24 protein-coding genes, 1 other RNA gene and 1 pseudogene are annotated in these 24,736 nt (G+C 40.9%); 11 read left to right on the forward strand and 15 right to left on the reverse strand.

All coding sequences use genetic code 11. The annotated features are described in order from the left end of the window. Positions 1–143: 143 nt before the first annotated feature. The 3 genes from ACFIJK_RS02795 to ACFIJK_RS02805 all read right to left on the reverse strand — a co-directional run bounded on the left by ACFIJK_RS02795 (position 144) and on the right by ACFIJK_RS02805 (position 5,447). A complete protein-coding gene (locus tag ACFIJK_RS02795) occupies positions 144–1,271 on the reverse strand; it encodes a hypothetical protein (protein ID WP_375626343.1) in 1,128 nt (375 codons plus the stop codon). 859 nt (positions 1,272–2,130) lie between these two features. After that, positions 2,131–4,710 carry an ATP-dependent chaperone ClpB gene (gene clpB, locus ACFIJK_RS02800; RefSeq protein ID WP_375626345.1) on the reverse strand — a complete coding sequence of 860 codons (2,580 nt, stop codon included), beginning with the start codon at positions 4,708–4,710 and terminating at the stop codon, positions 2,131–2,133. Positions 4,711–5,300: 590 nt separating this feature from the next. Beyond that, positions 5,301–5,447 (reverse strand): hypothetical protein, encoded by a 147-nt coding sequence (locus ACFIJK_RS02805; RefSeq protein WP_375625376.1) that lies wholly within the window; start codon positions 5,445–5,447, stop codon positions 5,301–5,303. A gap of 622 nt (positions 5,448–6,069) precedes the next feature. On the opposite strand from ACFIJK_RS02805, the gene ACFIJK_RS02810 reads away from it, so the two are divergent. Together ACFIJK_RS02810 and ACFIJK_RS02815 are read left to right on the forward strand one after the other, a co-directional pair. Beyond that, positions 6,070–6,435 (forward strand): helix-turn-helix domain-containing protein, encoded by a 366-nt coding sequence (locus tag ACFIJK_RS02810; RefSeq protein ID WP_375626346.1) that lies wholly within the window; start codon positions 6,070–6,072, stop codon positions 6,433–6,435. Between the two features lie 361 nt (positions 6,436–6,796). Continuing rightward, positions 6,797–7,162 carry a helix-turn-helix domain-containing protein gene (locus tag ACFIJK_RS02815; protein ID WP_375626348.1) on the forward strand — a complete coding sequence of 122 codons (366 nt, stop codon included), beginning with the start codon at positions 6,797–6,799 and terminating at the stop codon, positions 7,160–7,162. 429 nt (positions 7,163–7,591) lie between these two features. Here the strand turns inward: ACFIJK_RS02815 and ACFIJK_RS02820 are convergent, their stop codons facing one another. The 6 genes from ACFIJK_RS02820 to ACFIJK_RS02845 all read right to left on the reverse strand — a co-directional run bounded on the left by ACFIJK_RS02820 (position 7,592) and on the right by ACFIJK_RS02845 (position 11,425). After that, positions 7,592–8,800, reverse strand: a complete 1,209-nt coding sequence (locus tag ACFIJK_RS02820; RefSeq protein WP_375626654.1) for an MFS transporter — start codon at positions 8,798–8,800, stop codon at positions 7,592–7,594. Between the two features lie 459 nt (positions 8,801–9,259). Further along, entirely contained in the window at positions 9,260–9,544 is a 285-nt protein-coding gene (yacG, locus tag ACFIJK_RS02825; RefSeq protein ID WP_375626349.1) for a DNA gyrase inhibitor YacG, read from the reverse strand. A gap of 21 nt (positions 9,545–9,565) precedes the next feature. After that, entirely contained in the window at positions 9,566–10,258 is a 693-nt protein-coding gene (locus tag ACFIJK_RS02830) for a Maf family nucleotide pyrophosphatase (protein WP_375626351.1), read from the reverse strand. A 275-nt stretch (positions 10,259–10,533) separates the two neighbouring features. Next, on the reverse strand, positions 10,534–10,752 hold the full coding sequence (infA, locus tag ACFIJK_RS02835; protein ID WP_004857577.1) for a translation initiation factor IF-1: 219 nt from the start codon (positions 10,750–10,752) through the stop codon (positions 10,534–10,536). A 317-nt stretch (positions 10,753–11,069) separates the two neighbouring features. Continuing rightward, the gene (locus ACFIJK_RS02840; protein WP_375626353.1) at positions 11,070–11,228 is read right to left on the reverse strand and encodes a hypothetical protein; all 159 of its coding nucleotides are present in this window, start codon (positions 11,226–11,228) and stop codon (positions 11,070–11,072) included. Positions 11,229–11,236: 8 nt separating this feature from the next. After that, positions 11,237–11,425 carry a hypothetical protein gene (locus ACFIJK_RS02845; protein WP_375626355.1) on the reverse strand — a complete coding sequence of 63 codons (189 nt, stop codon included), beginning with the start codon at positions 11,423–11,425 and terminating at the stop codon, positions 11,237–11,239. 1,788 nt (positions 11,426–13,213) lie between these two features. On the opposite strand from ACFIJK_RS02845, the gene ACFIJK_RS02850 reads away from it, so the two are divergent. Both ACFIJK_RS02850 and ACFIJK_RS02855 read left to right on the forward strand, forming a co-directional pair. Continuing rightward, entirely contained in the window at positions 13,214–13,585 is a 372-nt protein-coding gene (locus ACFIJK_RS02850; RefSeq protein ID WP_375626356.1) for a helix-turn-helix domain-containing protein, read from the forward strand. A gap of 817 nt (positions 13,586–14,402) precedes the next feature. Then, positions 14,403–14,597 (forward strand): hypothetical protein, encoded by a 195-nt coding sequence (locus tag ACFIJK_RS02855; protein WP_375626358.1) that lies wholly within the window; start codon positions 14,403–14,405, stop codon positions 14,595–14,597. 49 nt (positions 14,598–14,646) lie between these two features. Here ACFIJK_RS02855 and ACFIJK_RS02860 read toward each other — a convergent pair whose 3' ends face one another. From ACFIJK_RS02860 to ACFIJK_RS02870, 3 genes are all read right to left on the reverse strand, one after another. Continuing rightward, positions 14,647–14,769, reverse strand: a complete 123-nt coding sequence (locus ACFIJK_RS02860; RefSeq protein ID WP_375626360.1) for a hypothetical protein — start codon at positions 14,767–14,769, stop codon at positions 14,647–14,649. 698 nt (positions 14,770–15,467) lie between these two features. After that, positions 15,468–16,043 carry a disulfide bond formation protein B gene (locus tag ACFIJK_RS02865; protein WP_375626362.1) on the reverse strand — a complete coding sequence of 192 codons (576 nt, stop codon included), beginning with the start codon at positions 16,041–16,043 and terminating at the stop codon, positions 15,468–15,470. A gap of 10 nt (positions 16,044–16,053) precedes the next feature. Continuing rightward, positions 16,054–16,206, reverse strand: coding sequence for a DUF5993 family protein (locus ACFIJK_RS02870; protein WP_375626364.1), 153 nt, complete (start codon positions 16,204–16,206; stop codon positions 16,054–16,056). Positions 16,207–17,017: 811 nt separating this feature from the next. Between ACFIJK_RS02870 and purE the strand changes: the two genes are divergently transcribed. Then, on the forward strand, positions 17,018–17,515 hold the full coding sequence (gene purE, locus ACFIJK_RS02875) for a 5-(carboxyamino)imidazole ribonucleotide mutase (RefSeq protein WP_375625365.1): 498 nt from the start codon (positions 17,018–17,020) through the stop codon (positions 17,513–17,515). Position 17,516: 1 nt separating this feature from the next. Next, positions 17,517–18,650: a 5-(carboxyamino)imidazole ribonucleotide synthase gene (locus tag ACFIJK_RS02880; protein ID WP_375626366.1), complete on the forward strand. Its 1,134-nt coding sequence runs from the start codon at positions 17,517–17,519 to the stop codon at positions 18,648–18,650. Here the strand turns inward: ACFIJK_RS02880 and ACFIJK_RS02885 are convergent. After that, the gene (locus ACFIJK_RS02885; RefSeq protein ID WP_375626368.1) at positions 18,624–18,812 is read right to left on the reverse strand and encodes a hypothetical protein; all 189 of its coding nucleotides are present in this window, start codon (positions 18,810–18,812) and stop codon (positions 18,624–18,626) included. The genes ACFIJK_RS02880 and ACFIJK_RS02885 overlap by 27 nt on opposite strands. A gap of 502 nt (positions 18,813–19,314) precedes the next feature. Between ACFIJK_RS02885 and ykgO the strand changes: the two genes are divergently transcribed. The 5 genes from ykgO (at position 19,315) to ACFIJK_RS02910 (ending at position 23,121) form a co-directional block, all read left to right on the forward strand. Then, a complete protein-coding gene (gene ykgO, locus ACFIJK_RS02890; protein WP_013545486.1) occupies positions 19,315–19,440 on the forward strand; it encodes a type B 50S ribosomal protein L36 in 126 nt (41 codons plus the stop codon). A gap of 154 nt (positions 19,441–19,594) precedes the next feature. Then, on the forward strand, positions 19,595–20,380 hold the full coding sequence (locus ACFIJK_RS02895) for a tetratricopeptide repeat protein (RefSeq protein WP_375625361.1): 786 nt from the start codon (positions 19,595–19,597) through the stop codon (positions 20,378–20,380). Positions 20,381–21,199: 819 nt separating this feature from the next. Continuing rightward, positions 21,200–21,360: non-coding RNA, 6S RNA (ssrS, locus tag ACFIJK_RS02900), on the forward strand. 315 nt (positions 21,361–21,675) lie between these two features. Further along, a complete protein-coding gene (locus ACFIJK_RS02905; RefSeq protein WP_375625410.1) occupies positions 21,676–22,281 on the forward strand; it encodes a 5-formyltetrahydrofolate cyclo-ligase in 606 nt (201 codons plus the stop codon). Between the two features lie 18 nt (positions 22,282–22,299). Then, positions 22,300–23,121: a TIGR00282 family metallophosphoesterase gene (locus ACFIJK_RS02910; protein WP_375626371.1), complete on the forward strand. Its 822-nt coding sequence runs from the start codon at positions 22,300–22,302 to the stop codon at positions 23,119–23,121. A gap of 359 nt (positions 23,122–23,480) precedes the next feature. Here ACFIJK_RS02910 and ACFIJK_RS02915 read toward each other — a convergent pair. After that, positions 23,481–23,833, reverse strand: a pseudogene (locus tag ACFIJK_RS02915) (helix-turn-helix domain-containing protein). 279 nt (positions 23,834–24,112) lie between these two features. Continuing rightward, on the reverse strand, positions 24,113–24,652 hold the full coding sequence (locus ACFIJK_RS02920) for a helix-turn-helix domain-containing protein (protein ID WP_375626373.1): 540 nt from the start codon (positions 24,650–24,652) through the stop codon (positions 24,113–24,115). Between the last annotated feature and the right edge of the window lie 84 nt (positions 24,653–24,736).

The raw sequence follows: 24,736 nt of genomic DNA on the forward strand, positions 1-24,736 counted from the left end.
ATAACTCAAGCTCTGCCCTCAAATATTCTAGCACACCACACCCCTTCAAAGAGCAATGTTTTACGGCAGACTAGGATAATCAGCTGCATTTTTGTTGTCACTTATAATTTTCCAGTGACTTTTGAATGCCTCAATTAGTCTTTTTATAGCACTTTCACTCTTTTTAAAGCTTCTTTCTCTGCTTCTTCTTTTAACTTCATGTCATTAGCGACTTCATACCTTTTTATTGTTTTTTCAATCTGATCATCAGTCCCTGCTTTAAAAACAATCATTGTTTCAAACGGACGAAATAATGACGATTGCGAAATATGAAAAAAGATATTCGTGCGCAAATTGTTTGGATCAAACTCGCTATACCCTTTTATTTTTAAGTCATCGATAGATATCGCTTTTTTTGACATGGCAAGACCAATAACATCGCTATTTCTCTCACCAAAATTTTGTACTTTTAAAAGGTTATTTTTAGCGTCATCAACTGTCGACATATTCATGACTTCGTTAAGAACTTGATCATTTATATCAAATTGAGCATTGCTGACAAAAATGAATACAAGATCACGCAAAGAACAAGCTTTTTGAAAATAACAAGCATTGTACAAACGTGAGCGAATCCCAAGACATCCGACTGCTTGTCGAATGATTTTTATAGCGAGCTCATATGATTTTTCATCTAAACGAAGATCACGAATGTCTGGAATGTAGATTTCTTGTGTTTCTTGTAACGGTGCAACTTCACTGTTTAATGCACGATCAATAAGCTTTTCTAACCAATTGTAACTCTCACTATTATCCTGCTCTCTGACAGACGATCTAATCTCTTCTAAAAGATTGTCCAGCCCATACTCTTCTCTAAAAGCACGCTCTCTTCGATCACACGTCATCGTAAATGTATGGGTATTTTCTCGTTTGTCCGGTATAGATGATGCGTCAATTTCTGGATCATTCACTTTAAATGGATCAACGCTTTCTCCACTTTTAACAGGTATCCAATGCTCACCTCTAATAGTATCAGAAATTCTCTCCCCTTGCTTCTCCCTAAAAGAAAAGCCTTGTTCAAGAAACATCTTTAATGGATTGGAATCGTCCGGTGTTAACGGCATATCCCGTATTAAAAAGTCCAAAATTTCCTGTTGAAGCTTATCATCACTTATTAACGAATCTTTCCTATCCTCATAGAAATCCTTTAAGCCTTCTGGAATATGCCAATTGTAACTCTTAACTTCCTTTGCAAACCAGCTGTTAATTAATTCCTTGTTTGTGGCTAATTTCATGAGATTATACCCCCCGCTTAAATTTCAAATGATCCTTTTTATCAATAAATCCAAATACAGTTTTTATTAAAACTCTTGAAAAAAGTTCATTATCTTTTTGTTTTACTTAGTATTTACCATATTATAGTTTATTGGTAAATAAGTAAAGTAAAGTAAATTAAGATATAGATGATATTTTTAATATACACCTTCACTTAAACTTGCTTTTATAACAACGAATAGCGAAAATTTTAACCAAAACAAGTTAGGGTCTTGTTTTTTAAGTCTTTATCTTGATTAAAAAACTACAAAAGAGCAAACTTGATTGTGCAGATAATCATGCTTCATTATCTACGAGCCACTAACAAGAGTGCAATCAATCAAACAGTTTTAAAAAACTTTTAGCAAAATTTTAAAGCAGAAAAACGCATATCACCGAAAAAAATGAGAGAGCAGTGCATTTTACGCATCCTCCACCTTTTGCTTAAACAGCAAAACTCCAACCCATCGTCAAAATATCTTCGTCTAAAATCCCCCATGCCACAGATCAGCCCCCTCAAAGAGCAATATTTTACGGCGAATAAACGGCATTTCTCTTTAACGCTTTTACGCACAAAGCAATAAAGCAATAAAGCAATCCCGCTTGTGACTTCACTTATAACATTGCAAGAAAATAGCTTTCACGACAAACAGAAGTAAAAGAATCCTACGATATTCGAGAACGCTCATTTAACATGCAAAAAAACCGACCACTCCCTTTGCTTTGCAATAAAACACCGCTGTCTCATCGTGAATTTTCTAAATCAGCACGCCTCAAAGAGCGGTGTTTTATCACATAATAGGATTATCACCGCTCTTTATAGCGTGAATTTCTCCACACTTAATCTTCAGGCAAAAATTCCAACCGATCGCCTTGTTTTATAATTCTCACCGTTGTTTCATCGTGAATTTTTCCAAACAAGATATTTTCCGCCAGTGGGTCTTGAATTTCTTTTTGGATAATCCGTTTAAGCGGACGTGCACCATAGAGAGGATCATAGCCTTTATCGGCAAGAAATTTCCTCACCTCTGGTTCGATATGCAAAGTTATTTTGCGTTCATTGAGCAAATTTTGCAAATGTTCTATCTGAATATCGACGATCGCTTCCATATCGTGACGTTGCAGCCTTTGAAAGAGAATAATCTCATCAATACGGTTTAAAAACTCCGGACGGAAAGCCGCTTTCACGACATTCATAACATCATTTTTTGCCTGATCGGTTGTTTGTCCTTCAGGCAAAGCGGTTAAAAATTCAGCACCAAGATTAGAAGTCATAATCAGCAAGGTATTGCGAAAATCGACAGTACGTCCTTGACTATCGGTCAAACGTCCCTCATCAAGCACTTGCAACAAGAGATTAAAAATATCCGGATGTGCTTTTTCAATTTCGTCGAATAGAATGACCTGGTAAGGTCTTCTACGTACAGCTTCCGTCAGCACCCCACCCTCTTCATATCCAACATATCCAGGCGGCGCCCCAATCAGCCGCGCCCCAGCATGCTTTTCCATATATTCAGACATATCGATGCGCAACATGGCATTGGAGTCTTGGAACAGAAAAGCGGCAAGTGCTTTAGTTAATTCGGTTTTTCCCACACCGGTAGGACCCAAAAACATGAAAGAGCCAAGCGGGCGATTGGGATCTTGCAACCCTGCGCGCGCACGACGTACCGCGCGAGAAACAGCTTGCACAGCCTCTCCCTGCCCAATCACACGTTTGCTAATTTCATCTTCCATCCGCAACAGCGCCTCCCGTTCTGCCTCCAGCATCCGATCAACAGGAATACCGGTCCAGCGCGAAACAATCCGTGCCACATGTTCAGCAGTAACCGTCTCTTCAACGAGATGATTTTGTTGATCATCATTTTCCGCGATACTCAATTGTTTTTCGAGTTCAGGGATAACACTATAAGCGAGCTCTCCAGCGCGTTGGAATTGTCCGTCACGTTGTGCAATAGCCAAAGCATTACGGGCTTCTTCGAGTTGTTTTTTCAAATCAGCAGCATGCCCTAATTTTTGTTTCTCAGCCTGCCAAGCCGTTGTCATCTCAGCGGACTGTTGTTCCAATGTTTTCAGTTCCTCCTGCACATTTTTCAAACGTTCTTTTGCTGTTGGCTCGACATCTGTTTTCAAAGCTTCCCGTTCGATCTTCAACTGTAAAATACGCCGATCAACAGCATCGAGTTCTTCCGGCTTTGAATCGACCTGCATGCGCAACCGCGCCGCCGCTTCATCGATAAGGTCAATAGCTTTATCCGGCAAGAAACGATCCGTAATATAGCGGTTAGACAAACGCGCCGCCGCAATCAGTGCACTATCTGCCAAGCGCACTTTGTGATGTTGTTCATATTTTTCTTTAATACCGCGCAAAATAGAGATAGTATCCTCTAAAGAGGGTTCCGGTACAAAGACAGGCTGAAAGCGGCGTGCAAGAGCAGCGTCTTTTTCAACATATTTTCGATATTCATCGAGCGTAGTAGCCCCCACACAATGGAGCTCTCCGCGTGCAAGAGCAGGCTTTAACAAGTTAGAAGCATCCATAGGCCCGTCAGATTTTCCAGCCCCCACGAGATTATGCAATTCATCGATAAACAAAATGATCTGCCCATTTTCAGCTTGCACCTCTGCCAGCACCGCTTTAAGGCGCTCTTCGAATTCCCCACGATATTTTGCACCAGCGATAAGCGCTCCCATATCCAGTGCATGAAGCTGTTTATCACGCAAGGTTTCAGGCACATCACCATTAACAATGCGCAATGCCAACCCTTCCACAATAGCTGTTTTCCCCACCCCTGGTTCACCAATAAGCACAGGATTATTTTTGGTCCGCCGTGAAAGCACCTGAATAGTGCGGCGGATTTCCTCTTCCCGCCCAATAACAGGATCCAGTTTTCCTTCACGGGCATCTTTTGTCAAATCACGAGCATATTTTTGCAAAGCATCATATTGGCTTTCGGCATGGGGGCTTGTTGCTGTTTTTCCCTTCCGCAAATCATTAATAGCCTCATTAAGCGCTTGCGCTGTCAACCCTCCGCTTGTAAGAATATCAGCAGTTTTTGCGGTCTTTTCCATGATCAGCGCTTGCAACACACGCTCCACAGTCACAAATTGATCACCAGCTTTTTTCGCCAGATCTTCCGCTATGTTAAAGACTTTTGCCAACGGCTGAGAGAGATAGAGCTGTCCATTTCCCCCTTGCACTTTAGGCAAAGCATCAAGCGCTTCGTTAAGCGCCTTTCGAATAAGAGTAAGATCACCACCCGCTTTTTGTATCAGTGATGCTGCCAATCCTTGAGAATCGTCTAACAACACTTTCAACAGATGCTCCGGCAAAAACTGCTGATGATCAGAAGCAAGGGCACCACTTTGTGCTGATTGTAAAAAACCCTGCACGCGTTCGCTATATTTTTCCAAGTTCATTTTTTTTCCTTAAATCTCAAGCCACCACCGCACTTTAAATTCCCCCAACATTCCACAAAAGAGACATCTTCAAAGGACCAACCACCCCCCACAAAACACCGCAAATGATGCCACATGAAGAAGAACCGTAGTGCTAAAAAGAATATGGGTCCTCACAAGCCCTATAGCAAGAGGGAGAGAAAGGCACACTGTCATTATTTAAATAAAAACTGCAACTCCCCTATAACCCCACCATCACAGCCCTCACCAGCACAGCCCTCACCAGCACAGCCCCACCAGCAAAGCTTCACCATCACACACTTAACAACTTAACACCCCTCTTCCTCCCAACTTCCCCTCCATTCACAGCACTCTTTCCCCCATTTATCTCACCCCATTCCCCGCCAGACAAAAGCCCAACATGACCCCAAAACACGCACAATGCATAAATCCATAAGTCCTCCACTTCACTTTTACAGATTCACATTTTTACGCTTTTACATCTTTACAGAACGTAAGCCAACGAAACTTCCAAACTATCGCCCCGCACACCGCTTTGTAAACACTGGTCTGTAAACAATCCAGCTTCTTATCTAAGGGAGGACTACTGATCACTTCATATAATTATCACCACCCCCCAAAAGACGCACTTCATCAGACAAGGCAGTTAAGTCCAGCCTAAAATATTCCCTTACACACTCTTCTCCAACCAACGCGCTTAACACCCCTCTTCCTCCCAACTTCCCCGCTCCATTCACAAATGCGTCCCCCCATTTATCTCACCACATTCCATGCTAGACAAAAGCCCAACATGACCCAAAACACGCACAATGCATAAATCCACAAATCCTCCACTTCACTTTTACAGATTCACATTTTTACGCTTTTACATTATTACAGAACAAAGCTAAAGGAAAGGTTCACCACCCCACGCTGCTCTATAAACAATAGTCTATAAACGAACAAAGCTTTTTGCCTAATCCCCTTACAGTCTTCAGACACCCCTCCTCAAACGACAGCACTTCCTCAGACTCAACAAATCAAGCCCTATCATGAATATTCTAGCTCTTCCCCCCTAAAAGAGCGATGTTTTATGGCATAACAGAATAAAAAATATTTTTGATTTTTCTTGCCAATATACTGAAATTACTTTACAAATTTAAAAGTGTTTTAGTCGTCTACGCAACGGTCAAGAGGGAAGACAAGCCCTAAGCTCTAGCGTAAAAACGAACCCACTTTGCGGATATCTTGAGTTTCCGGGAGTTTTTGCTATGTCCAGGTGCTTTAAGCACTAAAAGCAAAAAAACTGACTCGGATTCAGTACTTTTAGACTCCCGGAATACCAATGCGAGGGCGCTCGCAACCGGAGGGGGGCTTGAAGTGCCAACTAAAAATCCAAATTTTATCGACATTTTGATAGGCAAAAGAATCCGTTACAGGCGCATTTCAATAGGACTTTCCCAAAAAGCATTAGGAAGCCATTTAGGCGTCAGTTTTCAACAAATCCAAAAATACGAAAAAGGCTTCAATCGTGTAAGTGCCAAATGTTTACTGGAAATCGCCCAAAAACTAGAAATTCCCGTGAACTTTTTTTATGCAGACATTGCCACAAAAGAAAATCTTTCAATACATGCCCCACACCATGATCAATGCACCTATAGCGAAAAAGAACACACCCTTTTAAAAAATTTTAGAGACCTCCAGCCAAAAAAACAAAAGGCAATCTTATGGTTAATTTCTGATTAGGAAAAAATGCAACGATCAATATATCCTCCCCCCCCCTGCCTAAAATTTCCCATACCTGATATCACCACATCCCTCAAACAATACTGTTTTATGACATATTGATTTTTCTTGCCAATTTTCTGAAATTACTTTATCACTTAAAGTGTAATTTTGGTCGTCCACGCAACGATCAATAGGGAACTAAAAGCCCTAAATCCGAGCGTACAATTGAGCCTACTTTTGTGGGTATCCCGGGGTTCCGGGAGATTTTGCTATGTCCAGGTGCTTTAAGCACTAAAAGCAAAAAGCTGACTAGAGCTCAGTACTTTCAGACTCCCGGAATACCAATGCGAGGGCGCTCGCAACCGGAGGGGGGCTTGAAGTGCCAACTAAAAATCCACATTTTATCGACATTTTGATAGGCAAAAGAATTCGCCACAGACGCATTTCAATAGGACTTTCCCAAAAAGCATTAGGGAGCCATTTAGGCGTCAGTTTTCAACAAATCCAAAAATACGAAAAAGGCTTCAATCGTGTAAGTGCCAAATGTTTACTGGAAATCGCCCAAAAACTAGAAATTCCCGTGAACTTTTTTTATGCAGACCTTGCCACAAAAGAAAATCTTTCAATACATGCCCCACACCATGATCAAGAAACATACAGCGAAAAAGAACACACCCTTTTAAAAAATTTTAGAGAGCTCCAGCCGAAAAAACAAAAGGCAATCTTATGGTTAATTTCTGATTAAGCAAAAATGCAACGATCAATATATCCTCCCCCCCTGCTTAAAATTTCCCATACCTGATATCCCCCCCCAAAGAGTGATGTTTTACAGCATGATAAGATAATTCACGCTATAGCTTGTTTTCTGTTTCTGTTATTGCTTTAAGCCAAGCTGCTTGAGGATCAGCGACTGGGGTTTAAAGTTTGACTATTCGTAGCAAAGCAGAGTCACACAAAAATGACATTGTTGCTCAAAACCATGCCCCCTATTGAGTTTACGAGACAGTGGAACAGTGTCAAGAAGGCAAAGCCCCGAAAAAAAACATATGAGCGGTTAAGTAAAAATCAAAAATTGAATCTATAACGTTGAAAAAGCTTCCCGATGCTGGATTATTCCCGTGCCCCCTGAATCTCAGAAAAATGATTTAAAATACATGTTTCGTTGATGAGCCAATCATTGAGAACGAACAATTGACAAAGAACGGTTCACCAATATCCTGATAGCCAATAAACAGAATAATCCACTCAATCCAGAAAGAAGGAACAATTTTCCAGCCGAAGTGTGACCTAAAACAAACGCTCCAACAAAGGGCGCCACCAACATAGCTAAATTTTGTATAGACTGCACCCATCCGGAAGCCACCCCAATCTGTTCATTGAAATTGCTTACCAGATAAACATTAGAAGATATGGAAAAGTAAGCGCTCACCATTCCAATAAGAAAAAAACAGAACAACAAAGTCTCAATACGGAGTAAATCAAAGTAAAAAAAGCACACTGAGATCATGACAAAACCAATCATTGATGACATTGCCGGCATTAACAACTCCGATATTTTGCCTGTAAGGGGTTTATGCTTTGATTGTTTCACACGCCAAAACCCATAGAGAAAATTACCAATCGCCGAAGCCGATACCAACATCCCAAGAGCTTGTTTATTCATTTTCATTACACTAAGAATAACGGGCAACTGATTATTCACCATAAAGATCATGGCAAAATACACAAATATCACCGCCACATAGGCATACCAAGTTGTCCCATAAAGCCTCTGCTGTGCTTGCGTGGTATTCGCTTTTTTTATCATAAGAGACGAGACAGGTTGTGCACCAATAAAACAAAACACGATAAAGCCTAGCAATGTCAGAAATCCAGAAAACAATAAAGTATATGTATCTGACAAAAATGCAGAGAGAGCACTACCCAAAGCAGGTCCTATCATCTTCGCCATGCTATTGATCATATTAAGCACAGAATAGTAACGGGTCCGTTCGTGTTTAGGCACCGAATTTGCACTAAGAACGGAAATTGCAGGCATGGCGACACTATTGAATGTCGCTCGAATAACTGCCAATATAATAAATCCTTGCAGACTCGTCGCCAGCAATAAACCGACAGTACATAGCGCCCGTAACAGCAGTGACGCCCGCAGCCAATGGATCATAGAACGATGACTTACCAACATTCCAATTGGCTTAGACAGAACGATACTAGGTAATAATGTTGCCGCTCCAATAAAAGCGACATCATATTGATCAGCTTTCCAGATGAACACAGATACGGTCAAAATCACGATATAATCAATCCAGCCCCCAAATGACACCATACCATTACCCAGCAAAAGCACCAACAAGCGATTGTTTGCTGCCCCATCTCTTTGCACCAAAACACGCACCCCTCTTTTTCCTTAGCAATACTTTAGCAATATTGATTGGATGATCAATCTTGCCTCACACCCTAAAGACATCAACAACTTTCACGCAACAAAGCACCAGCAAACGATTGTTTGCTGCCCCATCTATTTGCACCAAAATATGCCCCCCTCTTTTTCCTTAGCAATACTTTAGCAATATTGATGAGATGATCAATTCTTCCCTCACACCCTAAAGGCATTATCGACCTTCCCGCAACAAAGAAATTTATAATTACAAAACCACTGGTGCTAAGTCTTAGATATGTATTAACACTTCCACCATTGATTGAACTTAATCTGCATCTCTACGAACGACGACAATAAGCAAGCCGTTAATCCAACCCTTGAATCCATTTACAATAATCCCGCGTACCCCCTTAAGCTCCAACACAAAAAACACTCTGAGCATTCTCTCCTCAAGAGGACTCTTTATTCTTCCTCATCACTTTTCTGCGGCGGGGGCGGTAAAATATAAGCGCCAGAAAGCCAACGATTAAGATCAATGGCTCGGCACCGTGTGGAACAAAAAGGATAGGCGTTTTGTTGTGCCATCTGACCACAAATCGGACAAGGATGCGGAGGGCGAGTCTCTTTTTGCAAATTGAGCTCTTTTTTTTCTTGGCGCACCTTTGTCATTTGCTCCTTCATTAATTTTTCTTCTGTTCCTTTTTTTTCATTTTGGCTTTTCTCTTTTTTTTGGTTTTCACCTTGCATTGATCTTGCCTTAAAGTTTTTCTAATGCGTTTCTTCAGCCCAGTGCGTAAAAAGCGGATAGTGATAAGCGGTCAAGAGATCGGCTGTTTCAGCCAACGGTAAACCAACCACATTGGAATAAGAACCCCTGATATAGACAACAAAAGCACCGGCTTTTCCCTGAATAGCGTAGCCACCCGCTTTCCCTTGCCATTCTCCTGAAGCAAGGTAAGCCTTCATCACGGCAGGGGTTAAGCGTCTAAAACGGACACGACTTTCAACCAATTTTACGGTTATTTTCCCCTTTTCATTCAAGGCACAAATAGCGCCATAGACCTTATGCGCCCGCCCCGAAAGGTATCGCAAACATTCATAAGCCTCGTCTTCACCCTCTGGTTTAGGGAGAATGGTGCGCCCCACAGCCACCACCGTATCAGCAGCCAAGATAATCATTTTCTGTTGAGGTAATTCTTCTTGAGCATTCTGATTGTACCAGCGCAAAATTTCTTGGGCTTTCAGGGCTTTTTCTTTTGCCAAACGTTTGGCAAGGTTTGCAGGATGTTCTTTTAATTTTGGCGTTTCATCAATATCGCTTGCACAAACCTGCTGAGGATCAATCCCTATTTGTGCTAAGAGCGCTAAACGCCTTGGCGAAGCGGAAGCAAGCACCAAATGAATTTCTTCTGTAAGAGCATCTGCCAAACGTTTTTCCCCCCACTCTCTTATATTTTTCATTTCCACCCCTTCACAATCGACTTCCCTCTCACCCCTTTTAAACACCCCCTTTTACGCGACCCCCTTTAAGCGCCCCTTTTTAAGCACTCCCTTTTAAGAGCCCCTTTTTAAGCGCCATTAATCTCCTTGATCTTTTTCCGCATTAATTTTACAGTTTTTCAAGGCCATTCAAACACTCCCCTTTTTTCACTCATGAAAAGCAAGCTTAAAAACTGTTAAAAAATAATAGAAATAATATGATGGCTTTTACAAAAAAGCACAAGCCACCCCTAAAGCTACTTATAGCGATATGTAATGCGCCCTTTTGTCAAATCATAAGGTGTCATTTCCACCATGATTTTATCACCTGCCAACACGCGAATACGATTTTTTCGCATTCTACCAGCAGTATGCGCAATAATTTCATGATCATTTTCCAGTTTCACACGAAACATTGCGTTCGGTAAGAGTTCAGTAACGATACCAGAAAATTCTAAAACTTCTTCTTTTGACATAAACAAACATTTCCTTTACAGTGCACATTTTTGTTAAGCTGTGCGTTATTTCCAGCGTTCATACCCTATTTTCTTGAGTTTGTGAATAAAAATTCAACAAAAAGAGAAAGGTTTTTCAAGTTTACTCTCTCATGCGCTCAAAAAACATCACCCCACACATTTTGGCACAAAACTTTCTCTCCACCAATTTTACCCACCCATTTCCTCCAATTTTTATGATGATCTTGATTTCAGAGTGACGAGAAATTACGCTAAATTTTCTCCCCCTCAAGCATTTTCCCAACGCCTCTGACTTATCCTCCACCACTTACAAACAATCATCCTCCCTCCAACTTTTCCTCACCTTCTCCCTTCCACACCTTAAACATGCGCCCTTCAGATAAACACCACTCCCCACACCAAAAGCCCCCTCCTTTTCTCAAAAACCTCCTCCATTCTTCACGCAGCCTTCCACAACATCCTTCACCACCCCACACGCCACTCTCTATGCATTTCCCATACAGCCTTGCCCCATTTTTCCTCCCTCCAACTTTTCCTCACCTTCTCCCTTCCACACCTTAAACATGCGCCCTTCAGATAAACACCACTCCCCACACCAAAAGCCCCCTCCTTTTCTCAAAAACCTCCTCCATTCTTCACGCAGCCTTCCACAACATGCTTCACCACTCCACACGCCACTCTCTATGCATTTCCCATACAGCCTTGCCCCATTTTTCCTCTCTCCACACATTTCCTCTAAGCCACTCCTTCCATTTATGTTGCTCTCCCTACCTTCGAAAACACGATCCCCATACATTGCGTATCATTAACCACAACGCCCCTAACGACATAAAGCCTTTTCCTTTTTTGCACATTTCCGTTTTCACGCTTTTACACATTTACAGAAAGCAACCAAATGAAACTTCCACCCCTCCCCACACCACTCTAAAAACAATACTCGACAACCCAGCTTCTTACCTACCCAACACCCCCTATAAACTTCAGATCCCCCCCCGCACTCCAGATCACACCTCTCAAATGACACCACTTCATCAAGGACCATAAGCCAAGCCTATCTCCTCACACCATCCTTCATGCATCCCCTTCGCACCACCGTCTCTTATCCCCCCCTTCTAATCTGTTCATTCCCATTCCCTACCCCCTCTCTTCTCTCTCATCAACGCACCCGCCTCTTCATCCCAGCTTTACCCCCCTTTATAGACCGCGTCACCCCCACACCCCAATCTTCCCTCCACTCCTCTCATCACATGCCATGCCATTCCATGCCATGATAAAATCACACACCACGCATAAAGTCGCACCTTCCTTTTTTGCACATTTCCGTTTTCACGCCTTTACACATTTACAGAAAGCAGCCAAACGAAACTTCCACCCCACCCCGCGCTACTCTAAAAACAATACTCGACAACCCAGCTTCTTACCTACCCAACACCCCCTATAAACTTCAGATCCCCCCACGGACTTCAGATCACACCCCTCAAACGAGACTATTTCACCAGACCAGAAAAGGAAATCCAGCCTAAATATTCATCACACACTCTCACAAAAAACACCTTGATAAATTGATATGCCTGATACCACACCCCCTATAAGCTCCCCTTCTAATCATGATTTCGGAGCCGCGTGAGAGAGACAAAACAAGCCGTTAGGTTCTTGGGGTCAAGGACGCCGTTAGGCGCCATGTAATGGTCTCCTTGACCTTAAGAACCTAGGATTGTTAGTCTCCTCATTAAACGCGGATCTGAAATCATGATTTTGGTGAGCGTTCCGGAGAGTTTGAAAGACGGAAAGCCTCTCATTAAAAAATAAAGTTTATAAATAAAAACTATTTTTGTTTGCCAATCTCCTGAAATTACTTTATGACTTAAAAGATATTTTGATCGTCCACGCAGCGATCAAGAGGGAAAACAAGCCCTAAACCCTAGCGTACAATAGAACCCACTTTTGTGGGGGGCCCGGAATTCCGGGAGTTTTTGCTATGTCCAAGTGCTTTAAGCACTAAAAGCAAAAAAACTGACTAGGGTTCAGTACTTGTGACTCCCGGAATACCAATGCGAGGGCGCTCGCAACCGGAGGGGGGCTTGAAGTACAAACTAAAATCCAAATTTTATCGACATCTCTATAGAAAAAAACGCTATTTATAATCCATATTTCGCACTTTTTTAAAGAGTACCCAATCTTGTAGTCTTTAAGATTACTTTGATTCTTCTTGCCAATCTCCTGCAATTACTTTATCACTTAAAGAGTGATTTTGATCGTCTACGCAGCGATCAAGAGGGAAAACAAGCCCTAAACCCTAGCGTACAATTGAGCCCACTTTTGTAGGTTTCCCGGAATTCCAGGAGATTTTGCTATGTCCAAGTGCTTCTCAGCACTAAAAGCAAAAAGCTGAGTCAAGTCAGTGTTTTCAGACTCCCGGAATACCAATGCGAGGGCGCTCGCAACCGGCGGGGGGCTTGACGTGCCAACCAAAAATCCACATTTTATCGACATTTTGATAGGCAAAAGAATTCGTCATAGACGCATTTCAATGGGACTTTCCCAAAAAGCATTAGGAAACTATTTAGGCGTCAGTTTCCAACAAATCCAAAAATATGAAAAAGGCTTCAATCGTGTAAGCGCAGGGTGTTTACTCGAAATCGCCCAAAAACTAGATGTTCCCATAAGCTTTTTTTATGCAGACCTTGCTACAAAAGAAGATCTTTCAACAAAAGAAACTCTCTTACACCACAATCAATACACCTATAGCGAAAAAGAGCACGCCCTTTTAAAAAATTTTAGAGAGCTCCAGCCGAAAAAACAAAAAGCAATCTTATGGTTGATTTCTGATTAAGCAAAAGCGCACACAAAGCATAAATCCCTCCGCATCATTTTACGGATATACATTTTTATTTTACGGATCAACGTTTTGATGCTTCTCTACATTTACAGAAAGCAGCCAAACGAAACTTTCAAATTCCTCTCGCACCGCTTTGTAAACATAGGTTTGTCAACAATACAGCTTCTTACTCTAGCGAATTCCCCTGCTGATTTCAGATCACCACCCCTCAAAGGGTGATATTTCATCAAACGCGACAGATACGTCCTATTTTAAAATATTCTTGCCCCTTCACCACCCTAAAGTAAGATCACGCAAAGCACCGGTCAATCCCACGTCAAAAGCAACTTCCCCACACCCCAATCTTCTCTCCCGTCAACACACCCACCTCTTCATTAAAACGCCCCCTCCCTTCATAAGACTCTTTATCCCCACACCCCACAATCTTCTCTCCACATTCCATGCCATGATAAAATCACACACCACGCATAAAGTCCCAGCTTCCTTTTTTGCACATTTCCGTTTTTATGTTTTTACATATTTAAAGAAATCAGAAAATCTGTAAAAAATCATTACACAATAACGTTCTCGACAACTGTCTTTAAAATCTCGCCTCCCTTTTCATTTAAATCCTCCTATTTTTACTTAAATCATAGATATAAACCGCCCTATTATTTCCCTTGACCAACATAAAATTTTTCGACAAATTCTAGCTATCAAAAGGGTTCATAAGAAGCATTTTACGACTTTTAAAAGAACTTTTATTTACACCCAGTGCTTTCTTGTAACGTACGAGAGTACATTTAATTGATTGACTAGAAGAAAATTTGAAATGAGAGAACCTTTTCGTTTTTCTCATTCAACATTCGCAACGATAACTTATCCTTATAAGTCAGTATTTTTTCGTAAGACAAAACGCACAAAACACACGATACTTGCGTTGCATATTCACACGCTTGTTTTAAAGACAGATCTCTCAACGCTCGTCACACCCATTTCGCAAACGCTATCCATAAAGGCATGGTAAAGCCCCCATGAAGGGAATAAAATCCATTCAACCCTCCTTATCTTTACGCTTATGCAGGAACAAAACCGGCACTATCACAAAAATTCTGCCAGCTTCTAATGTTGCCGACAGCCTTCAGTTCAAGAGCCAATTCATTAAAGTTATGCCTTTCTTGTAAAGTTTTGACCCACATGGCCCACCCGCTCATGATGTGCAAGCAAGTAATTTTAATTGATTCAATATAAGAGAACTGATGATGAGAAAATCTTATTCTATTCAGCAATGTGCTTCACGTTGAAAATGATTTCATTATAAATCAATATATTAACAAATAGGAGAGTCATCATCAAGATGCTTACCTTTTTCTAAAAAAGGCTTCACATTGAAAAAACATCTAAAAATTAGATAAAAAAAAAGGTTTGCCTCTAATAAACAAACCCCTGTAGAAAATTATTCAGATAATTTTCAAAATTTTAAATTAATCCCTCTAAAAGCAGCAAAGATACTTCAGAAGCATCAAAAATGAATACAAAGGTTTATTTAACACAACGTTAAGAAAAATCAAGAGGAAAAAAATTTTATCGTTAATGCACCTTTAAAAAACGAATTTTTTAACCCACGCGGCTCAACAATTTGGGGCTGCCCTATAAACGCCTCCGACCAATCCCTTCATCTCCCTCAAAAGACCGTATAAAAGGTTCACAGAGCAGGTCTTCGCTAAAAAAATACCAATCGCAAGCGCTCATAAAAGGCAGCGTTGGCATAAAAGATCAGATTATCGAAAAGCTTGCTGAAATGTCTTCCCAGTCAATAAAAAAGAAGCGGACTTTTAAATATTTCCGCCTCTTTAACAATAAAACCATGATGAGGGATTATTAAAAAATTTCAAGACTATGAAGGGAACCAATTTGATAACAATTCATACCTTACAGGATCATCGGCACATTGTCCGCCACCACATTCCAGTATGGTAGAAATCAAATTTGCCGCAATCAAAAACACAAATAAAAAACTTGCCGTTTTACTCAAAAATGGAAAAGGAGAAAATTCTTTGAACTTGTGTGCCAATTCGCCTAAAATCATGACAAATGTGACAGCAAAGATACAAAGGACAGAAATAATGAAAGCCCAAGTATAAAAATGCAATCCAAAAAACGTTGAACCATATCCCAAATCATCAGGTGTTATATGCAAAAACACTTGCCGTGCTGCAACGGCACTCGTTACCATACAACCGAGAATAACCATACCATAATGGGTATTTTTCACCTTATAGTGAATATTGAGCAAGAACCCACAACCTGCTAGCATCAATCCAACGCGCTGCAGCAAACAAAGGGGACACGGTAACTCAAACTTTACCAATTGATAATAAAAAGCCACCACCAAGACAATGGATAACCCAATGAGTCCTAGCGTATTCATAAAGATGACGAAGTGAGGATTTTTTTGTTCAACATGTTCCATGGCTATTCTCTCAAAAAGATAAATTTAAAGTAGAAGTTGCGTGATGATTGAAAGTGAGAAGAATGACAACGAATAAAACTGCCCACAGAGCATAACTTATATTTTTTTTGCCATACATAGTCGTTATTGCAGTACCTAAAGCGATTAAAAATGGAAAAAACATAGCTTTAAATCTCCTTTACATCCGGTGTTTAACTCTTAATTTATTTCAGCTTCCACCATTATTACAAAATTGGGCAAAAAAGAGACCATGGATTTATTATTCACAATTCGTCATTCACTTTTCTTGTCATACTATCTAAGTGAAAAAACAAAGAACCATATAATCGCTAAGAAACACATCTCAACAAAAGCACAAAAGCGCTGATTATTCGCTTCCCTTTATATCAGCTATTATTAAAATATATCAACGATTACAAAGAGCACATCCCCCCACTCAATTAAAATAACCACTTGAACAGCAAAATAAATAGCCTTTGAAATTAAGAGATCGATATCTCTTTTTTCTCAAAGAATATCCTCACTTTGCAACGCATTTTCGCCATAAAAATCTCTTTTTCTCATGAGCAATTTTTCAAATTGCAGCAGATTTCATAATATATGGTGACCATGTTTATTTTGGCAAATAAAAATGAAACATTTTTAAAAAAACTTACAATCAATGCCTTTCCCCCGATGTATTTTTTCCTCTTACCTTAAATAAACAGCAATTCCGCAGCTCAACAGCCTCATAGGTCCAACACCACCCCTTAACACTTCCCCTCAAAATTCATCCCTCCCCCTCAAAAGAAGTGCTTCATAACCTTCAATACTTTAATTTTTCATCTCTCGAGATCCCCCTTTAAATTTTTAGCTTTCCATCTTATTTGAAAAATAACTGTTTCTCTGTCATCAATTGGCTTTGCAAAGAGAATATAAAACTTTAAAAAAAATAATGATAAAGAATCGCATTGAACCTTTGAAAAGGATGGTGAATGATGAAAAAATCATGTGATGTCGCGATTTTAATGGGGAGCCAATCGGATTGGCAAACGATGTGCCATAGCGCAGATATTTTGACAAATCTTGGTATTTCTCATAGTTCGCATATTGTCTCAGCACACCGAACCCCTGAACGCCTTTATCAATTTGCAAAAGAAGCAAAAGAAGCAGGGTTTAAAGTTTTAATCGCCGGTGCAGGGGGCGCAGCGCATCTTCCTGGTATGCTAGCAGCCCTTACGCCTCTTCCTGTTTTTGGCGTTCCAGTGCATTCTCATTCTCTTTCTGGTCAAGATTCTTTGCTTTCAATTGTGCAAATGCCAGCAGGGATACCCGTTGGCACATTAGCAATTGGCAAAGCAGGTGCAATTAATGCAGCACTTTTAGCCGCAGCCGTTATGGCCATTTATGATCATGATCTCGCCCAACGATTACAAGATTGGCGTCAACAACAAACAGCTAATGTCGCCAAAACGCCTGTAACGGAGGGTTAAAATGGCACCGTTTTCCAACACGCCCCCCTCACCCAACACCCTCTCACCTAACATGTTACCTCCAGGCAGCGTCATTGGTTTAATCGGCGGCGGACAGTTAGCACGGATGCTCGCCATAGCGGCCGCAGAATTAGGATTTCGAACAGTTATTTTTTGCCCTGAGGCCGATTGCCCAGCCGCTCAAACAGCAAACAGCCATATTGTTGCCTCCTATGACGATACATCAGCTTTAGATCATTTTATTTCTCAGTGTGATGTTGTCAGCTATGAATTTGAAAATCTTTCGCTTCAAACGGTTCAATATGTAGAGAAGAGTAAGCCTGTTTATCCTTCTTCCAAAGCATTAGAGATCACGCAAGATCGACTTTTTGAGAAGCAATTTTTGCGTGATCAAAGGATTGGCACCGCCTCATGGTATGCTGTTGACAATTCTTCTTCTCTTCTTTCCGCGCTCGATGCCTTAGGCGGACGTGGTCTTTTAAAAACGCGTCGTTTTGGTTATGACGGAAAAAACCAGATCAAGCTTGACCACCCCGATGAACAAACCCTTGACGAAGCCTTAAGGACTTTTCAGGAGCAGCCTTGTATTTTGGAAGAGATAGTTCCTTTTTTATCGGAAATTTCAGTTCTCTCGGCTCGCACAAAACAAGGAGAACATATTTTTTATGATTGCCCTGAAAACCAACACAAAAACGGAATTCTTCATAAATCCTTTGTTCCATCACATATTCCACTTGACGTGCAAAAAGCAGCCCAAGAAATCAGCCTAACAGTCATGGATGCCCTCGATTATGTTGGTGTTCTTTGTATTGAGTTTTTTGTCTTAACGGATGGTCATCTTTTAGTAAATGAACTCGCGCCGCGTGTCCATAATTCTGGTCATTGGACACAAAAAGCATGCATAACTTCACAATTTGAACAGCATATCCGTGCTATTTGCGGTCTTCCATTGGGCAGCACATACCGCCATAGCGATTGCCAAATGACAAATCTTCTTGGGAAAAATTTAAGCACGTTAAAATATTTTCTGAAGCAAGAGCGCACCTCGATCCATTTATATGGCAAAAGCACTGTTCAACCCTACCGCAAAATGGGGCATGTCATCCAATTAATGGGACCAGCTAGCAAATTTTAAACCCACATATATACAAATGCTTTTCCCCTCAATGAACTGAAAAACAACCTCTCCCCTCACACCGATATCCAGCGGCTCAAAGCGCGCCGCCCCCCGCCCCAATCCTTTTAATTTGCCCCCTAGCAGGGCTTCACGCCCTCCTACAAGCTCCTTCTCCTCCATACCCCCCACCCTCAAAAACCACACCAATCAACAATCCAACGGCTCAACAGCGCTCCTGACCTTTCAACACCCCCTTGACAGAGCTTATTTGTTTAAAGCTGAAAAGGCTTTTACTTTTTTCCACTCTTTGTCCTTCTTTTGCGAGAATATTTTTACCTTCAAGGAAACCATTAACCCACCATAGGAAATGTATAATACACCCTTGACAAGAATAAGACTTCTTGTTAAATCTCCCTTACTTTTTTGCAATTTTCACTTATTCGTTGTGCTAATGAAGTGTGTTAATGCGTACCTTAAGGGTGCGTTTTTCTTTTTGTGATCACAGTGAAAAAGTGTATCGTGTGATGTTATGATGCAAGTACAATATCGCAATGCAATGTTCATTGAGTGAACAGTGTATTGGGGTTGTGGTGTTGTATTTTTGTGTTTTAATGTTATATCATAGTTGTTTTAATGTTGTATCATAGTATTGTGTTACGTAAACTGTTTAACGGTGAATATGATGAAAATTAAAAATTCGCTTAAAGCACTAAAGGAGCGCCACCGTAACAATCGTTTGGTGCGTCGTAAGGGTCGTATTTATATTCTTAATAAGACGAACCCTCGTTTTAGAGCGCGTCAAGGCTAATTCTTTTGGTTAATGTTTTTATGCCTACTTTTTGTAGGCTTAAAAATTTTTTCTTAAGATTTTTTGGGTTACGAGTCGGTTGGTTATAAGTTCGTTGATTACAAGTCTAGTATTTGATAATATTTGGTGATTTATCTTTTGGGGGCTTGTTTTTATGGATTCTTCTATTTTTTTAAAAACCTTTCGATTTTTTCAGTCGCGTTTTTTCTGTATTTTCAGTCGCGTTTTTTTTCTTTTTTTTGTTGGCATATTTTGTTTTGTTCCCTCTAGCTATGGGCAAAATCCTCCTTCGCTTCCTGAAGATCGGCCTTCTCCACAATCGCTTTTACCCTTAGATGATCTTATTCCCAATTCTCCTCCCCCTTCCTCAACGCCCTCCGATTCTGATTTGTCTGCGGTTATTCTTGAAGATCTTGACAAAGAGCAGCTTTCCCATATTGACAGAGTTAAGCAACGCAAAGAAGCCGAAATTTTACGTTTACTGAAAGAGTTGAAATATTGTGCTGATGTTTCTCAAGCAAAAAAGATCAGTCAACAACTTCAACATTTGTGGTCCCAATCGGGGAGTGAGACGATTGATCTTTTAATGTCATGGGCTGAAAATGCAATCAGTAGCGACGATTATGGACTTGCACTTGATTATATTGATAATGCTATTGCACTTTTACCTACTCACGCTGAAGCTTGGGTAAGGCGCGCTTGGATTCACATTCAACTAAACGATTTCAAGCTTGCCATGCTTGATCTCAACCATGCTCTTGAACTTGAGCCGCGCAACTATATCGCTTTTTTTGAACTTGGCGTTACCATGGAAGCAACAGAGCGTCCAAAACTGGCTCTTAAAGCCTATGAAACCGCATTAGAATATTACCCACAAATGCGCAGAATTCAAAAGCGCGTACAAGCTCTGTTAGACGAACAATCACCACAAGCTCTTTGAAACCATTCAAGAACGAGATGCTTTACGCATCCTTTCAAACTTGGATAAGACGCAAGCCAGCTTTACATTCCACTCAATAAACTCAAAGCCCCCTGCTCATAACCACGCCCTCAAACACTCCGCACGCAATTGACCCCACCCCACGCAATTGACAATATCTTTTTTGAATTTGGAGCTTTTTTGTATTGAAGGAAGCGTCCAAACACTTCCAATATACCCCTTAAAGAATTTCTTCTCCTAGCAAGCAAACGCTTCACGCTTGAGTCCTCTTCACACCGCCTCTTTTTTCACATCTCTCCATCATGGACAAAAAAAATTTTGTAAACACGATCCTCAAAAAATATTTTTTGAAAAAAAACTTAAAACATCGCTGAGCCCTTTGATAAACTATTATCGCCTTTTTTTTATTTTTATGAGCTTCAACCATAGCAGCACATACCGTATCGGCTCTCCTCCCCCCTCAAAGTTGATAAAACAGCACTGAAATATTCCCCACGAGGCAAAAATTTCAAAGACGCAACGTCAGTTAACAAACATCCTTGAATAAAAAATATTCCCCTTCAAAGCTCCCCCAAGTATTCCCGCGAAACATAAAAATCAAGCGATTGCCAATAAACCGTTATGCCTCACTCAATCACCCACCCCCACTCATATTTTTTGCTTTTTTTACTTTGAATAACGCGTTCTATATATCATACAGCCATTTCTAGCAGCCACCCGCAAGGTTATAGAATCATCCTGAAAAAACTTTATGAAAAATAAGAGATTGTAGTTATTTTATCTCTAGCAGAAACTCTGAAATTGTTTTATATTAAGGAGGGTGTTCTGCGCTTCTCGACAGGAAATAACGTATTCCTGAGACCTTAATGATCTCCAAGGGAGCTGTCCCTGATCAAGCCCGTGGGCTTTTTCATATGGCGCCCACCTATTTGTATAGGTTCCCGGGATCAGCTTTTTCCATCGGCTGTTGTGGATCACCCTTTTTTACATCAAAATTTTTCCAGATAAAAATTGAGAGCGTCCTTTTACATAAGACCAATGACGATACTCTCTTTTCAAGAAAGAAAAATTACGATGAGCTTTATTTTATAAAACAGACAGCACTTACAAAAATAATCCCCTCTGTGAATCTGCTTCATCCCTTTGCACGCAAGCAACGCAAAAGCGGTTTATCGCACCAAGATACCCCTGAGCGCACACTTTCTTCATGAAGCACAGCTCTTATCATAACAGAGATTTACAAAACGCCAACAATGGATAAAATACCAGCATCTTATAAAACAATTGGCGAGACAATGACACATAATCCCCTCTGTGAATCGGCTTTATCCCTTCGTACACAGCAGCGAAAAAGCGGTTTATCGCGTCGTGATGCTCTTTTAACAGAAGAGCGGGCACTCTTTTCGCAGCGTGCTTGTTGCCACTTTATTGAATACCTTGAAAAAAAGGGGACAAATTTTTCACAGCTCATTTTAGCAGGCTATTGGCCCATTAAATCGGAAATTGACCCGCGTCCTTTACTGGATGCTGTAGCGTTACGCGGCGGACGTTTAGCCTTACCAGCAGTGCTTGATTCCACCACCATGGTTTTCCGTGCATTTTCGCCCAACACGATTTTAGAGCCCATGCGTTTTGGCACCTTTGGTCCAAGTGCAGACAGTAGCGTTGTTGTCCCCAATAATATTATTGTTCCGCTTTCTGCATTTGATCGTCAATGTCACCGTCTTGGCTATGGAGGAGGATATTATGACCGTGCGGTTGAAGCTCTTGAAAAACAAGGACATCAAATAACATTATGGGGCATAGGATTTTCATGTCAGGAGGTTTCCTCTATTCGCGCAGCAGAACATGATCTACAGGTACAGGGGATTTTTACAGAAAAAGGTTTCTTAAAATGTTAAAATGTGATTAAAGCGCCTATGCGTTTTTTATTTTTAGGTGACATTGTTGGTAACACAGGCTGTAAAGCTGTTTTTGAACACCTTCCTCAACTGATTAAGAAGTGGCAGCTTGATTTTGTTGTGGTAAATGGTGAGAATGCCTCTGGTGGTTTTGGTCTCACACAAGAAACGTATCAAGATCTTTTGATGACCGGTGTTGATGTTGTGACCACGGGCAATCATGCTTTTTCTCACAAAGAAGCATTGCAGTATGCCCATGAGAGTGATCGTTTTTTACGCCCTGCCAATTTTTCGAAAGAAACTCCTGGAAGAGGTGTAGGTATTTTTACAGCAAAAAATGGAGCCCGTGTTCTTGTCGCCAATCTGTTGGGCAACGTTTTTATGCCGTGCAAAGTAGAAGATCCATTTGAAACAGCAGAAAATATTCTTTTAGCCTGTTCGTTGATGGAGCAAGCCGATACGGTTATTTTTGACTTTCACGCAGAAACGACAAGCGAGAAGCAATGTTTTGGCCATTTTCTTGATGGTCGTGTGAGTGTTATCGTTGGCACGCATACGCATATTCCCACGGCTGACGCACAAATCTTAGAAGGTGGGAGCGCCTATTTAACAGATGCAGGCATGTGTGGAGATTATAACTCCTCTCTTGGAATGGATAAAGAAGAACCCTTACACCGTTTTCTTTATAAGACGAAGCAAGATCGTTTTGAACCGGCATGTGGTCCCGCCACCCTTTGTGGTTTAGCGGTTGAGATTTCAGATCGCACAGGTTTAGCAGAAAAGGTCTCGGCAGTACGGATTGGTCCTCATTTAAAGCCTGAAGTTCCAGATTTTTGGTAGCTTCTTTTAAGCCGCCCCCTTTGGTAGTTTCTCTCCACTGGGCGCCCTTTGGTAGTTTCTCTCCAATGTTTCCTTTTGAGAACTCTTTTTGGCAAGATGACTTTTCAAGTCCTTCCCAAATCCCTAAAAACACCACGCCTTCCAATTTGCCTAACACAGCAACTTTTCTAACACAAATAAGTCACTCTTTAAAAAGGGAAAAGGTCCAAATTTTCATGATTTTTAAAATGACGAGAAGGAGGTTCTATTTGGACATTTCTGCGGGGGGGGGGGAGGAGAAATGCTAACCCCCTTCTCTAAAAAAGGGTTTATAGAATAATTTATTATTTAGCAAGAGCCTCTTTAATTTTTTCTTTATTCTAACAAAAAATTAATCTTAAAATTGCCTTCTGCTTTTTAGGTTTAAGCTCTCTAAAACTTTTCAAAAGGACTTGCTCTTCTTTACTTCCGATCTCATCATCACAAGTTGAGACGTTTTCCTTTGTTGAAAGATCAGCGTAAAAAAGGAAATGGGAACATTAAGAATATCAGCAATTTCTTGTAAACGCCCCGCTCCTATACGATTAGAGCCTTTTTCATATTTTTGGATTTGTTGAAACGTCACACCTAACTGGCTTCCTAATTGCTTTTGCGACATCCCGATCATTGTTCTTTTAAAGCGAATTTTTCTGCCTATCGAAATGTCGTTAAAGTGTGGATTTTTATCTTTCACTTCAAGCTCCCCTGCCGGTTGCGAGCGCCTCTTATGCGTATTCCGGGAGTCTGAAAGTACTGAGTTCAGTCAGCTTTTTTTGCTTTTAGTGCTCATCGCACCTGGACATGGCAAAAACTCCCGGAATCTCGCGATACTTATAAAGCAGGCTAATGTCTCAGCTTGGATTTTCAGGCTTTGGGCTCCACCATTCAACCGCACTGTACAACGAGAACCCTCGTTCTTGTTCATAAAATAATTTCAGGAGACCAGCAATAAATTTAAAACAGTGTTTTTATCTCATGAGACAATCAAACACAAAATTGCCTTCTGCTTTTTAGGTTTAAGCTCTCTAAAGCTTTTCAAAAGGACTTGCTCTTCTTTGCTCGAGATCCTTTCATCATAAGGATCCAAGGCGTTTTCCTTTGTTGAGAGATCGGAATAAAAAAAGGAAATGGGAACATTGAGAATATCAGCAATTTCTTGTAAACGCCCCGCCCCTATACGATTAGAGCCTTTTTCATATTTTTGGATTTGTTGAAACGTCACACCTAACTGGCTTCCTAATTGCTTTTGCGACATCCCGATCATTGTTCTTTTAAAGCGAATTTTTCTGCCTATCGAAATGTCGTTAAAGTGTGGATTTTTAGCTTTCACTTCAAGCTCCCCTACCGGTTGCGAGCGCCCTCGCATAAGTATTCCGGGAGTTGAAAGAGCTGAAACTTGACTCAGCCTTTTGCTTTTAGTGCGCAGACGCACCTGGACATAACAAAAGCTCCCGGAAATCCGGGATATCCATAAAGCTGGATAAATACGTGTCTCAAGTTTCGGGTCTTTCATTCCCTGTTGATCGCTGCGTAGACGACCAAAACATTCGCTTACAATAAAGTAATTTCAGGAAATTGGCAATAAAATTTAAAAACA

Origin of the sequence: Bartonella sp. PS17NMGDW (genome assembly GCF_042193555.1) — a bacterium.
GTDB classification, from domain to species: domain Bacteria; phylum Pseudomonadota; class Alphaproteobacteria; order Rhizobiales; family Rhizobiaceae; genus Bartonella; species Bartonella grahamii.